General features: G+C 64.0%; 13 protein-coding genes. All 13 read right to left on the bottom strand.

The annotated features are described in order from the left end of the window. Positions 1–2 precede the first annotated feature (2 nt). Positions 3–476 (bottom strand): type II secretion system protein, encoded by a 474-nt coding sequence (locus ABFB52_RS11360; protein ID WP_039769040.1) that lies wholly within the window; start codon positions 474–476, stop codon positions 3–5. Positions 477–478: 2 nt separating this feature from the next. After that, a complete protein-coding gene (locus ABFB52_RS11355; RefSeq protein WP_011333433.1) occupies positions 479–2,326 on the bottom strand; it encodes a secretin N-terminal domain-containing protein in 1,848 nt (615 codons plus the stop codon). Next, positions 2,323–2,841: a hypothetical protein gene (locus ABFB52_RS11350; protein WP_085748465.1), complete on the bottom strand. Its 519-nt coding sequence runs from the start codon at positions 2,839–2,841 to the stop codon at positions 2,323–2,325. Before ABFB52_RS11350 ends, ABFB52_RS11355 begins: the two co-directional genes overlap by 4 nt. Beyond that, positions 2,841–3,389 carry a GspMb/PilO family protein gene (locus ABFB52_RS11345; protein WP_011333432.1) on the bottom strand — a complete coding sequence of 183 codons (549 nt, stop codon included), beginning with the start codon at positions 3,387–3,389 and terminating at the stop codon, positions 2,841–2,843. The genes ABFB52_RS11350 and ABFB52_RS11345 overlap by 1 nt, the downstream gene beginning before the upstream one ends. Next, positions 3,376–3,921 (bottom strand): PilN domain-containing protein, encoded by a 546-nt coding sequence (locus ABFB52_RS11340; protein WP_007956129.1) that lies wholly within the window; start codon positions 3,919–3,921, stop codon positions 3,376–3,378. The genes ABFB52_RS11345 and ABFB52_RS11340 overlap by 14 nt, the downstream gene beginning before the upstream one ends. Before the next feature lies 1 nt (position 3,922). Next, complete coding sequence (locus ABFB52_RS11335; RefSeq protein ID WP_129974140.1) at positions 3,923–4,726, bottom strand: hypothetical protein; 804 nt, start codon at positions 4,724–4,726, stop codon at positions 3,923–3,925. After that, the gene (locus tag ABFB52_RS11330) at positions 4,707–6,428 is read right to left on the bottom strand and encodes a GspE/PulE family protein (protein WP_129974139.1); all 1,722 of its coding nucleotides are present in this window, start codon (positions 6,426–6,428) and stop codon (positions 4,707–4,709) included. Before ABFB52_RS11330 ends, ABFB52_RS11335 begins: the two co-directional genes overlap by 20 nt. A gap of 83 nt (positions 6,429–6,511) precedes the next feature. Continuing rightward, complete coding sequence (locus tag ABFB52_RS11325) at positions 6,512–7,045, bottom strand: response regulator (RefSeq protein WP_085748467.1); 534 nt, start codon at positions 7,043–7,045, stop codon at positions 6,512–6,514. A 236-nt stretch (positions 7,046–7,281) separates the two neighbouring features. Continuing rightward, positions 7,282–8,235: a peptidylprolyl isomerase gene (locus ABFB52_RS11320; RefSeq protein WP_129974138.1), complete on the bottom strand. Its 954-nt coding sequence runs from the start codon at positions 8,233–8,235 to the stop codon at positions 7,282–7,284. Positions 8,236–8,250: 15 nt separating this feature from the next. Continuing rightward, positions 8,251–9,801, bottom strand: coding sequence for an ABC transporter substrate-binding protein (locus ABFB52_RS11315; RefSeq protein WP_102688627.1), 1,551 nt, complete (start codon positions 9,799–9,801; stop codon positions 8,251–8,253). 9 nt (positions 9,802–9,810) lie between these two features. Further along, positions 9,811–10,443 (bottom strand): SCO family protein, encoded by a 633-nt coding sequence (locus ABFB52_RS11310; protein ID WP_085748470.1) that lies wholly within the window; start codon positions 10,441–10,443, stop codon positions 9,811–9,813. Beyond that, positions 10,440–11,090: an SCO family protein gene (locus ABFB52_RS11305; protein WP_011333425.1), complete on the bottom strand. Its 651-nt coding sequence runs from the start codon at positions 11,088–11,090 to the stop codon at positions 10,440–10,442. The genes ABFB52_RS11310 and ABFB52_RS11305 overlap by 4 nt, the downstream gene beginning before the upstream one ends. Before the next feature lie 13 nt (positions 11,091–11,103). Continuing rightward, entirely contained in the window at positions 11,104–13,026 is a 1,923-nt protein-coding gene (locus ABFB52_RS11300) for a cytochrome D1 domain-containing protein (RefSeq protein ID WP_129974137.1), read from the bottom strand. Positions 13,027–13,052 lie beyond the last annotated feature (26 nt).

The following is a 13,052-nucleotide window of genomic DNA, read 5'->3' as shown; positions in this document are numbered from 1 at the left end:
AATCACCACTCGCGGTAAGCGATGCCGTTGAGCCCATGGCCCCGGGCGAGGGAGTAGACGTCGAACACGTCTTCGCCATCGCGCGGGTTCTGGGCCGAACTGTTGTAGGCCCGCAGGCCCCAACCGCCGTTGTCGTCACGTTTGGCCGGCACCAGCGGATCCCGCGGTATCCGGCGCAGAAAGTAGAACTTCGCACCCTTGGCACTGCGCACGTCGCGCACGCCTTCGACCAGCACTTTCAGGTTCGGCGGATAGCCGCTGCTGTTCAGGGATTTCTCGATGTAGCCGGCATCGAAGGCACGCTTGTAGGCGTCGATGCCATCGCGAATCTGATACAGCGCGGTGCGCAGTTCCTGCTCCTTGCCACGCCGTACCAGGGTCTCGGTCAGCGGCGCGGCCATGCCGGCCAGCAGGCCGATCAGGGCCAGCGTCACCACGACTTCGATCAAGGTAAAACCGCGTTGGGAGGCGTTCATGATCAAGGCTTCTCGACGGTTACACGGGTGGTGGCCACGGCCGCTTCACCGACTGCACGAGGCTGCGCGGCAGGCGCTGGCATCGAGTAGCTTTGCGAGCGATCCGGCGCCTGGATGTGCATGCTGGTTTCGGTGCCAGTGGGGAATTCCATGTCCGACGGGCTCTGGTACGGCAGGTTGCGCACGATCCGTGGGGTGATAGAGAGCACCAGTTCCGATTTGCCGATGGTGTCCTTGTTGCTGCCGAACAGCCGGCCCAGACCGGGGATGTCGCCGAGGCCCGGAATCTTGTTGCCGGTGGCGCCGTGGTCGTTGCGCATCAGGCCGGCGAGGATCTGGGTTTCGCCGTCATGCAGGCGCAGGGAAGTCTGGGCGTTGCGGGTGTCGACCTGCACCGGAATCGTCCCTTGGCGGGTCGGTTCCAGCGGCGTGGCGTTACTCACTTCCAGAGCAATCTTGATCGCCACTTCGTTGTTCAGGTGCACGGTCGGTTGCACTTCGAGCTTCAGACCGACGTCGAGGTAGGTGACGCTTTCGGTGATCACCGGGCCCTGAGTCGACGGCACCGAGGTGGCGCTGATGATCGGCACGCGCTGGCCGATGTGGATGCGCGCCTGTTCGCGGTTGCTGACGCGGATCACCGGGCTGGCCAGGGTGTTGATGTCGTTGTCCTGGGCATTGATCTTGGCTTGCGGCGACGGCGAGATCGAAATCCGGCTGGAGTTGATGCCTTTCAGTTGATCAAGAATGGTCACCGCCGAACCGTCGCTGTTGACCACGCCGAAGGTGTTCGGCCATTGCAGGCCCAGGTCGAGAATGCGCTGGGTGGCGACTTCCATCACTTCCACTTCCAGCACCACTTCGGGGTTGGACTGGTCTTGCGATTGCAGGAGTTTTTCGGCCATGCGCACGGCGTCTTCGGTGTCGCGCATGGTCAGGGTGTTCAGGCGTTCGTCGACGAACACATCGCGGGTCTTGAGCATGGTCTTGATCATGTTCAGCGCGGTGTTGGCGTCGATGCTGGTCAGGTAGAAGGTGCGCATCACCAGCTCCTGATAATCCTTCAACTTTTGCGGCGAGTCCGGAAAGATCAGCAAGGTGTTTTCGTTCACCACTTTCTGGTGCAGCTGATTCTGTTGCAGCAGCAGTTGCACGGCGTCTTCGATGCGCACGTCACGCACGAAGATCGTGGCTTTCATGTCCGGACGCAGGTCCTTGTCGAAGATGAAATTCAGGCCGGCGACCTGCGACAGCACTTCAAAAATGGTCTTGAGGTTGGCGTCGCGAAATTCCAGGGTCACCGGGCGATCGAGCCGGGTGCGCAGTTGCGGGTACTGGATCACGTTGCGGCTCTGCACCAGACGGATGTTGCCTTGCAGCTCCAGCGCGCCATCGTTTTTCGGGTCGAGTTCGAGGATCTGTTTGACCTGACGGTCGGCGCCGTAGATGTCGCCCCGGCGCAGGTCGCCACGGGCCAGTTCCAGCTTCTCGTCCATGCTGCGCAGGTAGTCGAGCTGGCGCAGGGCATCCTGGGCGCGGCGGTTGTTCGGCTCGATGGTCAGCACCCGGCTGTAGGCGGTGCGGGCCGAAGCGAAATCGCGACGGGCGCGGTCGGTGTCGCCGGAGGTCAGCAGCGCGGTGATCGCCTTGGCCCGGCCGCTGTTGAGCAGCAGGTGCAGCTCGGTGTCGCGCGGATTTTCCCGCAAGCCTTCCTCGATCCGGGCCAGGCCCGCCTCGTACTGCCCCTGATCGATCAGGTCGGCGGCTTCCTTGTTGGCGACCTGCGCGGAACTGCACGCGGCCAGCCCGGCACACAGGCCGAGGCTCATCAGCAAACGGGATCTGTTCATTGCGTACTCCCCACAGACAAGGTCTGCGACAAATGCAAAGGCAGGTAGACCAGGCTCAGTTCCACATCGGAAATCGCCGCAATCTTCCAGGTGTCGTCGATCACATCCCCGCTGCGCACGACGTAGATTTTCTCGCCGTCCTGCAAGAACACCTGCAGGTCGCTGCGGTCATGCAGCCTGCCGACGAACTGAAACGGCACCGGTGGCAGGCTCGGGGCTTGCACCACCGGGGTCGGGTTGATCGCTTGTTCGGTGACCGTCGCCAGGGTCGGCGCGGCCTTCCAGGATTTGCTCGCAAACAGGTCGCCGGCCGGGCTCAGGTCCTTGATCGGCGCTGCATTCGCCTTGGCGCTGCTGGCGGGCAAGGCGCCACGGGCGGTGGCTTTCGTCGGGCTGGCCACGGCGACTTCGGTCGAATCCGCCTCGTCGCTCGGCGAGAAATATTCCGGCAACCAGGCCAGCGCCGCCGCCACGCCGAAGAACGCCACCCAGCCGGTTATGCGTTTGGTGTCCATCACGACCTCGACAGGTAGAGGGTCATACGGATCCGGCCGCTGAGGTCGGTGTCGGCAATCTTCTTGCGTTGAAACTCGACGTCTTCCACCACCACCGCCGGCAACTGGCCGAGCAAGGCGTGCAGGAAACGGCGCAGCTGCGGATAGCTGCCGCGCACCGGCAACAGGATCTGGTAGCGCGCCAGATGGGTCTTGGGATCGACGCCGAGGGCGTATTCGCCGCGCGCCAGGGTGATGTGTTCCTGCGCGGCCAGGGCGTAGATGCGGTCGATGGCGACAGTGGCTTGCGGCTGGGCCGGCAGCTTGTTGCGAAAATCATCCAGCTGACGTTGCGGCACCACGGGCGGCGCGATGCTGCCGTCCTCGACCTTGGCCAGGTACTCGGTGGCTTCCTGGGTTTGCTGGCTGAGCTGTTGCAGCGATTGCCAGCCCGGCAGCAAGCCGCCGAGTGCCCAGGCCAGCGTGACCAGCAGCAGTGCCAGACCGGCCAGGCCCGGAACGCCGAGGCCTTGCAGGTATTCGTGAACGATCAGTCTAGGGATTCGCATCGCCTATCTCCCAGGTCGCCGACAGGTTGAATTGCACCGGTTGCTCCGGCGATTTGACGACGATTTCGTGGCTCAGCAGCGACACGTCGGACAGCTCGTCACTGGCCTCCAGCCGTTTGTGGAAATCCAGCATCGCTTGCAGATCGCGGGCTTCGGCGCTGATCCGTACCTGGCCCTTGCGCGCATCCGGGGTCAGGGTCAGCAAGGCGATGTCGTCGCGCGGCATGGCTTCGAGCATGGCGAACAGGCGTTCCCAGGGCCGGCGCAGTTGCTGCGAGACCTTGCGCATTTCGGCGAGGTTCTGCGCCTGCTCGCGGGTTTCCGCCGGGCTCAGCGTTGTCTTGCTGCCGCTGTCGCCGGTGAGTTGGCGCTGGGTGTGCTGCAGGTGACCCTGCTGTTGTTCGGCCTGATCGCCGAGGTGCTGTTGCACGCCGAAGCACACCAGCGCGAGCAACACACCGCCGCCGAGCAGGCTCCAGCCCAACGGGCCGGAACGCGGACGTGGCTGGAAGTCGAGGTTCAAGGCGCGCATGTCAGGCCACCGCCCGGGACATGACGTACAAGGCGTCACGCACGGTCATCGAGTTGTCTTCGAGGGTGCGCAGGTGCACCCCCGCCACATCCGGTTGCGCATCGAGGCGCGCCGGGGCGTGCAGATAAACGTTGAAGGCGCGTTCGCTGGTGGAGGCTTGCAGTTGCCGTTCGCGACCGATCAACGCGCTAAGTGCCGCATCGCTGTCGCTGCCGCCCACCGAACGCACCGACGACCAGCGCCCTTCCCTTGCCAGCAGCAACACGCTGCGTTGCGGTTCGGCGACGATGAACAGGAAGTCGCCGGCATCGAGGCTTTTGTCGAAGCGGTTGAACGCAGTCATCAGGTACGGCTGCACCGAACGCAGGCGCAGACCGCGACCGCTTACCAGCGTGCGCAGGCGTGCCAGCAAATCCTGCGGCAAGGCACTGGCGATCCGGTCATGCCCGGCCGGCTCGGCCGACAGCACCAGGCTCCACGGTTGGGTCGGTGCGCCGAACAGGTCTTCGAAGCACAGTTGGGCGAAGCCGCGCAGTTCGTCAGGGCTGCTGATCTGCTCGCTCCACGGCACCAGGCAGAAACGGCTGAAGTGGCCGGAGATCACCACGCTCAGCTCGGCACCGGCACGGGTGTGTTCGCCGAGCAGACGGTCGAGGGTGTCCAGCGCCACCGCGTAGCTCTGAAAGCCTTCGTCGATGTAGCCGACGCTGCCCAGCCACAGGGTGTCGCTGCCCCGGCGCTGGCCGAGGCCGACACCGCTGGCGCCGAGCACGGCGATGAATTGATCACGCGATAAAAGTGACACGATTGATCTCCTCCAGCGTGGTCCGACCGTGCTCCACCAGCTCCAGCGCCGATTCGCGCAACAGGCGCAAACCACGGGCGCAGGCCAGGGCTTTGATCTGGGTGATGGGTTGGCGCTCGACGATCATTTGCCGCAGCTCGTCGTCCAGGTGCAGCAGCTCGGCAATCGCCGTGCGGCCGCGATAGCCGCTGCCCCGGCAGTGGCCGCAGCCCTTGCCGTGGACGAAGTGGTAGTGATCGACTTTCTGTGGGTCGAGGCCCGAAGCGCGCAGCTCTTCATCGCTCGGGTTGACCGGCGTGCTGCAACTGCTGCACACCAGCCGGATCAGACGCTGGGCAAGAATCGCGTTGAGCGCCGAGACCAGGCTGTAGGGGTCGATTTCCATTTGGGTAAAACGACCGATCACGTCGAACACGTTGTTGGCGTGGATGGTGGTGAACACCAGGTGACCGGTGAGCGCCGATTGCACGGCGATCTGCGCGGTGTCCGGGTCGCGGATTTCGCCGACCATGATCTTGTCCGGGTCGTGGCGCAGGATCGAGCGCAGGCCACGGGCGAAGGTCAGGCCTTTTTTCTCGTTGACCGGGATTTGCAGCACGCCCGGCAGCTGATATTCCACCGGGTCTTCGATGGTGATGATCTTGTCCACGCCGTGGTTGATCTCGGTGATCATCGCGTACAGCGTGGTGGTCTTGCCGCTGCCGGTGGGGCCGGTCACCAGCACCATGCCGTAGGGTTCGGCAGCCAGACGACGCAGTTGGCGCAGGGTTTCGTCTTCAAAGCCCAGCGCTTGCAGTTGCACGCCGCAGACCTTGTCGGCCAGATCCTGTTTGTCCAGCACCCGCAGCACCGCGTCTTCGCCGAAGATGCTCGGCATGATCGACACCCGGAAGTCGATCTGCCGGCCGCTGATGCCGATCTTGAAGCGACCGTCCTGCGGTACGCGTTTTTCGCCGATGTCCAGCTCGGCCATGACCTTGACCCGCGAAATCACCTGCTCGGCGAACTCGCTGCCCTGGATCTTGCCGATGTTGTTCAGCACGCCGTCGATCCGGTACTTGATCACCAGGCCCTGGCCGGTGGTGCCGAGGTGGATGTCGCTGGCGTGCATTTTCAGCGCGTCGTACAGGGTCGAGTTGACCAGTTTCACCACCACGCTCGAGTCTTCGCTGATGCTGGTCAGCGACAGGCTTTGCAGGGTGTCGGTCTCGCTGCCGGCGTCGGTCTGGGCGTTGAGCGATTCGACCGCGTGGAAGCTTTCTTCGTGGCGGGCCAGATAGGCCTTGAGGTCATCGGCGTGCACCAGATACAGCGGCGCGCCGTGCAGGCATTCGTCGATCCAGGCCAGGCGCGCGGTGTCGAAGGGGTCGGCGAACACGCCGATGACTTCGTCGTTGTGGCGCAGCAGGATGAATTCACGTTTGAGGCATTGCGCGAGGGTGACCCGGTCGAACACCGGGCTCGCCAGAAACAGCGTGTCGGTGTCGAGCACCGGGTAATGCAGGGTGGCGCCGAGGCTGGCAATGAACGGCATCGGCGCCAGTTCACAGAGCACGGCCAGTGCGTCGAGCACCCGTTCTCCGGAAGTGCTGGCCCGTGCCCGAGCCTGGGCCAGTTGCTCACTGGAAAAGCGTGGCGGGGTCTGTGCCTCCTGTGGAGGATTGACCGACAGCGGTTCGACGACAACGGACAGACGATCCATGGCTTGCTCTCCAACACCCGGGGCTTGAGGCCCTGACGGCGCGGGAGGCGAATTCGGCGAGTGCCGGAACGTCTATCGCGCCATTACTCCCCGGTGAGCATTTGATCGTCGTCCGGTGCCATGACCTCCGACCGGTTTCGTCGGCGGTCCGCCAGCACCCAACTGCCATCGTACAACTGCAACGGGAAGCTCTCGGTCCTGCTCTGGCGTCGTTCGACAAAGCCTTCGGATGGGCTCGCACCGGGTTTCGCTTCGCGCTGGATCCCCAGAAGGTCGCAGACAGCTCGGGCAAGTTCCGCCAAAGGAAACGGTTTGAACAGGATGTGACTGACCCCCAGTTGCCGCGCCCGCTCACAGACTTCAGCGGTCGGGTGACCCGTTATCAGCACGAAATGACACGTCCTGTTCTGGCGGACCGCGTCGAGCACCTCGAACCCTTCCATATCGGGCAAGCGGTAATCGAACACCAGCACGTCGGGGGCGAAAGTCTCGGCCTGGCCGATTCCCTCTGCGCCGTCATGTGCAATCCGGACTTCCAGCCCTTGCGCCGACAGATAATCCTGAAGGTTCTGTGCAAGCAGCTGTTCGTCTTCGACAACCAGTACTTTGTTAACCAAGGTGGACTCCCTGAAACCTCAAGTGCCGGCAATTGAAATTCAATGACCCGAACCTGCTGGAGTGCGCCTCACAAGAGGTAACGCACACTTCATGCCAGGCTGAATGCCGGTAATTTTTTGTCTTCATGTCCTTGAATTGAATGGAAATGCCCGCTCGTCCCGGTACCCCGTTCCCCAGAAACGGGGAAGCACCTGAATGGGCATCGAAGCCATTCCCCACTATTGGGGGGGAACCTTCAGTCGTCGTCAATTCGTTCGATCCTGTTCTCTGCCCGTAATTGCGCGAGCACCTGACGACGAGCCTGGGTCTGTTGCTGTCGGGCGAGGTACGCCCTGACTGTTTCCAGCCCTTGCTCCTCTGGGACATCGGCCGCCTCCTTGTGGTTCTCGACAAAGATCAAATGCCAGCCGAACGGTGTGCGCACCGCTTCGCTGACTTCACCAGGCTTGAGGGCAAACGCCGCCGTTTCAAACGCCGGCACCATTTGCCCACGGGCGAAATACCCCAGGTCCCCGCCCTGGCTGGCGGTGACATCTTCCGATCCCGATTGCGCGACGCTAGCAAAGGTTTGCCCCCCTGCGATAGCTGCGCGCAACTCTTCTAAGCGTAGCCGCGCCGCTTCAACCGTGGCGGCATCGGCATCGCCGGCAACCTTGATCAGAATGTGCCGGGCCTGCACCTGCTCCGGCGCGCCCATTTCAGCGCGGTGTTCCTCAAAAAACGCCCGCACCGTTTGCTCGTCCGGGGCCTGGACTTTAGTCAGTTCGGCAAACATCCGCTGCGCCGCCAGTTCGCGGTGGGTGTACTCGGTGAACGAGGCCTCATCGAAACCGGCGTCCTGCAAACGCTGGAGGAATTTCTCGGTGCCGCCGATGGCGGTGCGGGTCTGTTCGACCTGTTCGCGCACGGCTTGCTCATCGATCTTCACCCCGCGCTTGCGCGATTCCTGCCAGAGCAGTTCCTTGTCGATCAACGTGTCCAGCGCGGCCTGACGCAGTTGCTTATAGGCCTTGGGGTTGCGAATACTCGCCACGGCGCGGCCCTGATCTTCCAGGTACTCGGCAAAAAAACGTTCCAGGCGAAACTCGGAAATCGCCTCGCCGTTGACCCGCGCAGCCACCGGTTCATTGTTCGCCATTCCCACCGACAACCAGCCTGTCAGCAGCCAACACAGGGTTTTGAGCTTCATGATCAGGGCCTCCGGTCAGGGCGTGGCAATAATCGGTTTGTAGGGAGCGACCAGATAAAAACGCTGGTCGGGCAAGTCAACGGTGACCACGTGCGCCCCGCTCAGGCCCAATCGTCGGCCAGGGCCGAAGCTCAGGCGCGGGGTCAGGCCGGTGTCGAAGTCGTGCAGGCCTTCGAGCGCCGCCACCAGTTTTTCGCGGCTGGCATCGCGGCCGGCCTGCTTCATGCCTTCGCTGAACAACAGCATCGAGGCGTAGGCGCCGACTTGCAGCACCGCGTGCTGGGCGCCGAGGCCTTGATGCTCGCGCAACAGCGTCAGCGCCATGCGCCCGGCCTGGGTCCAGTCGCTGGGCACGAACGGATACGCCAGAAACACCCGCCGGGAAAAACCCTCCGGCACTTGCAGCAAATCCCCCGCCACCTGGCTCGATGCGGCAAACAGGTACGGCACCTGCCCGGCATTCTGCAATCCGGCCGCCAGCCGACTGAAACCTCCGCCGCTGCCCAGGTAAAACACCGAGCGTGAGCCCAGCGGCAAGCTGTCCGCCGCCGGGTCGTAGGCCTGCAGATGGACTTTTTCCCAGCCGTGTTCCTGCAGATAGCGGCCAAGGGTCTGCGCCGCCAGCACCTGGGCCGGGTCATCGGGATAGGCAATCAGCGTCGGCCCTTGCAGCACTCGCAAACTGGCGGTGGCGTAATCGGCCAGCGCGATCAGTTGCTCGCGCAGGCCCGGCAGCGGCTCGAAAATCTGTGGGCTGGCCTGCACCGGGCCGAGCAACGACAGGGCCCCGATCAGCGGCACGCCGGACTGCTCCAGACGAGGCGCCAGTTCGCTGTCCAGCGCCGGGGCCAGCGGTGCAATCAGGGCAAAGACTTGCTCTTCCTCGATCAGCCGTTGCAGGGCCTGTTCGGCGCTGGCGCGATCCGGGCCGGGATCGGCCACGGTCAGGCGCAACTGCCGACCGTGAATGCCGCCGGCCTGATTGATCCGCGCAACGCTGCCGTTGAGCACCGCCGCGATGGTAGCGCCCTCCTCGGCCAGTGGCCCCTGGCTGGGCAGCAAGGTGCCCAAATGCAAGGTCTGGTCATCGAGCCCCGGATCGCGGTCATCGGCGAGGCGTTTGAGGTAAGCCGTGAGATTGCGCTGATCCTTCATCGACAACAGGAAGCGCGGCATGCTCGGGTCGAGGCGATTGTTGCCGGGGTCGCGGCCCTGCTGGATCACCCGCGCCAGACTGCTGTCGGTGTAGGCCGGGTAGTTGCGGCCATTGATCTGTTGCTGACCGTGGATGCTGGTCAGCCGCGACCAGTTCAGTTCCGGCGGACGCACCCCGCCTTCGGGTCGGCCGAGACCATCGGCGCCGTGGCAGTTGGCGCACGGCAGGCTGGTGGCCGGCAGCAACACGTCCGCCGCGCCGACCCGCGCCATGATCGGCTCGCCGCTGGCGGACAGGCCTTCGCGGTACAGGCGCTTGCCGGCGCTTTCTTCATCGGTCAGCGGCAACGCGGCCGCGCCGAGGCTGACGCCAGCGAGCAGGATCAGGGCGAGGACGCGGCCGAGGTTCATGGCGCGGACTCAGCGGCCGGCCACGGGCATTGTCAGCAGCTGCAAGCGCTGGGCAATGGCGGCGGCCGGGGCGTCGGGACGGATTTTGCTCCAGCGTTTGTTGGCCACATCGCCGACGATCAACTGGGTCGAGTGCTGCTCGGGCGTCGGCACGATCTGACCGATGCGGCCCAGCACCAGGTCCATCTGCGCCTTGTCGCCGGTGAGGAAAAGCCAGTGAGGGTCATCGGCGCCCTGCTTCAAGGTGTAAGCCTTGAGCACCGCCGGCGTATCGCGCAGCGGATCACTGGTAAGGGAAATGAAGGTGATGCCGTCGGCCTTGTCGCCCAGCAACTCGCGGACTTCCTTGAGCTTGCGGGTGATCAGCGGGCAGGCGTCATTGCAACTGGTGAAAATCACGTTGAGCAGCACCACGCGGTTGTGCAGTGCATCGCTGTAGAAACGCTGGACGTCGCCGTTCTGATCCAGCAGCGGCGTGTCGGTGAACCAGGTTTTCGCGTCGTGGGTGCCTTTGACCGGTGCGGGCGCAGCGCTGGTCGTTGTCGTTGCCGGTGCCGGTTGTTCGTGGCCTTCGTGGGCCAGGGCCATGGCGCTGAAAATCCAGAAACACACCGTCAGGGTGATCCAGTCCAGGGTTCTCATGGTTGTTGCTCCATGGCAATCGCGGTGTGTTTGGCGTGGGTGCGCAGGCCGCTGAGTTTCTCGACTTCCTTGGCCAGCAGTGCCGGGTCGGTGAAGCCGTAGTAGCGCGTCCAGTGGCGACTGTTGCCGTCACCGACGAGGATCAGTGGCTGATGATTCTTGAAGTCGCCGCTGAAACTGCCGAGGCCCTTGAGGGTGGCGCTGATTGATTGCGGCGAACCGGTCAGCCAGCTCCAGCCCGGGCCTTTCTGGAAGGTGCGGGCGTAATCCTGCAAGCGTTTCGGGTCGTCGCGCTGCGGGTCGATGCTGATCGACACCAGCTGCACTTCCGCGCCGACCCGGGCACCGAGCTGTTTCTGCACCTTGCCCATGATTGACGAGACCACCGGGCAGACCGTGGTGCAACTGGTGTAGATGAAGCTCATGACCACGATCTTGTTGTGCACCAGATCCTGTTCCAGGTGCACGGTCTTGCCGTTCTGGTCGAGCAGCGGCACGTCGGCGAACTTGACCTGGGCGTGCTCCTGGCTGTTGGCGGCCGGTGCCGTGTGCCCGGCATGCTCGTCCGCCGAGTGGGCGCTGGCCTGCTGGATACCGACGGCCAACAGGCACAGGGTCAGCAGGCCACGGGATGCAAATCGGTTCATGGTCTTTTCCTCGTCACTGAGTCTGGCCGGACAGCACCCGGACACTGGCAAAGGTCTTGTCGTCGAAACCGGCGCCCAGCGAGGCCGCGCGCACATGCAGGTACCAGGCGCCGCTGCGGTCGAGGGTCACCGGCGCTTCGTACACACCGTCGGCGACTTCCCGTGCGGCCACTTCACGGGGCCGGGAAGTCGGCGCGAGGAAGTAGCGCAACTGCACGTCGGTCACGCCGCTGCGCTGGATCTTCTGTTTGCCCTGGACGATACGAAAGCGCACCACGTACGGGTCGTTGAGGGCCACGGCTGTCTTGTCCAGCAGGAACTCGACTTTGGCCGCACCCAGGTGTTTTTCCGGCGCGCCATCGGACACCACCTGGGCGCTGAAGCAATGAATGATGTTCGGCTGGTTGAGCAGGAACGCCACGTCGAAGCGCCCCGCCGCCGGCAGTTTCACCCGGGCGCTGTAGAGCCCCGGCGAGACTTCGCGCAGGCTGCGGTCGATCACCAGCGCAGCACGGGCGATCTGCCCACGGTTGGGGTAACCGGACATCGGCGCGTTCATGCCTTCGGCGTAGAAATAGGTGGTGTTGTCCACCGGGTTGACCACAAACACCGCGTTGTCATCGCGCGATACCGCGAGGCTCGATGCCAGCGGCAGATCCCCGGCCAGCCTTGGCGGCTGCGGCCCGGCCTCGAAACCTTGAGTAATCGGCTGACGCCCTTCGCCGAGCGAAGACAGGTTGATCATGGTGACTTTCGGCGAGGCCAGTCCGCGCACGTAGGCATAGGCCTGGGTGAACACCACTTGATAGGGTTCCGCCGAGACTTCCAGATCATGGATCGCCGAATCGTTGGCTGCGTCGATCACCGTGGCGCGGTTTTCCACCGTGTTCAGCACCACGCCAAACCGGCCGTCGGCGCTGAAGCCCATCGGGCCGAGGCCCTGTTGCAGCTTGATCACCCGCCTCACAGCTCGGCTGTTGCTGTCGATCACGGTGACGGTGCCGTCCTTGCCATCCGCCACGTACACCGCGCCGGACAGCGGCGAATACACCACCGACAACGGGCTGGAGCCGGTCTTGACCTGTTGAACCAGGCTCAGGCTGGCGATGTCGATAACGCTGAGGGTGCCGTCGTCGCGGTTGCTGACGAAGGCGAAACGGCTGTCCTTGCTGAACGTGATTTCGTGGTGGCCGCGACCGGTCGCCAGGTGTTTCAGCGGTTTGAGGCTCTGGGTGTCGATCACCGTAACGCCGGACTCTTCAGCCTTGCTCGCGTTGTTGCCGACCCACAGCAGACGCTCGTCCGGTTGCAGGGCGACCCGCACCGGTTGGCTGCCGGCGGCCACCGAGTCGATGACCTTGAATTGCTCGCTGTCGATCACCGCCACTTCCCCCGCCTTCGGCATCGACACGAAGACCTTTTTGTTGTCCCTGGGCGTGACCCAGTCCATCGGCGACTGCTTGAGTTCGATCCGCGCCAGGGTGCTGGTGATACCGCCGACCGAGACTGACGGATCGACCACCGAAACGCTGGCATCGCGGTTCATCACCAGCAGGAAATAGCTGTTGAGGTCGAGCAGCGGCCGCGCGCCGATGTTGGATTTGAGGAACGTGCCGACCCGCGACTTGCAGCTCTGGTCACGGCCCTGGGCCTGATCGGCGGCGACGGCTTGCGGATCGATCCACGCCCCCGGCGCCACACCGGACAACGGCTGGCCGGACGCACCGTCGGTGACGCGAAACTGCACGTCGGCGAACTCGCCCTCACGCAACTGACCGTCGCTGGCCAGCGGCTTCAGATCGAAGGCGATCGACACGCCGTCGCGGGTCAGCACCTGGCCTGCGCCGGTTTGCGCCAGGGCAATCTCGCTCAACGTGAGCAGCGCGCCGACCATTGCCAGCAGGCAGACGCCGATGATGTTGATGATCCTGTTCATGTCGCTCTCCCCTACAAATCCTGTCC

The organism is Pseudomonas sp. 9.2(2024), assembly GCF_039695385.1.
Lineage (GTDB): Bacteria > Pseudomonadota > Gammaproteobacteria > Pseudomonadales > Pseudomonadaceae > Aquipseudomonas > Aquipseudomonas paraglycinae.
This window is presented reverse-complemented; position numbering and strand designations above follow the sequence as displayed.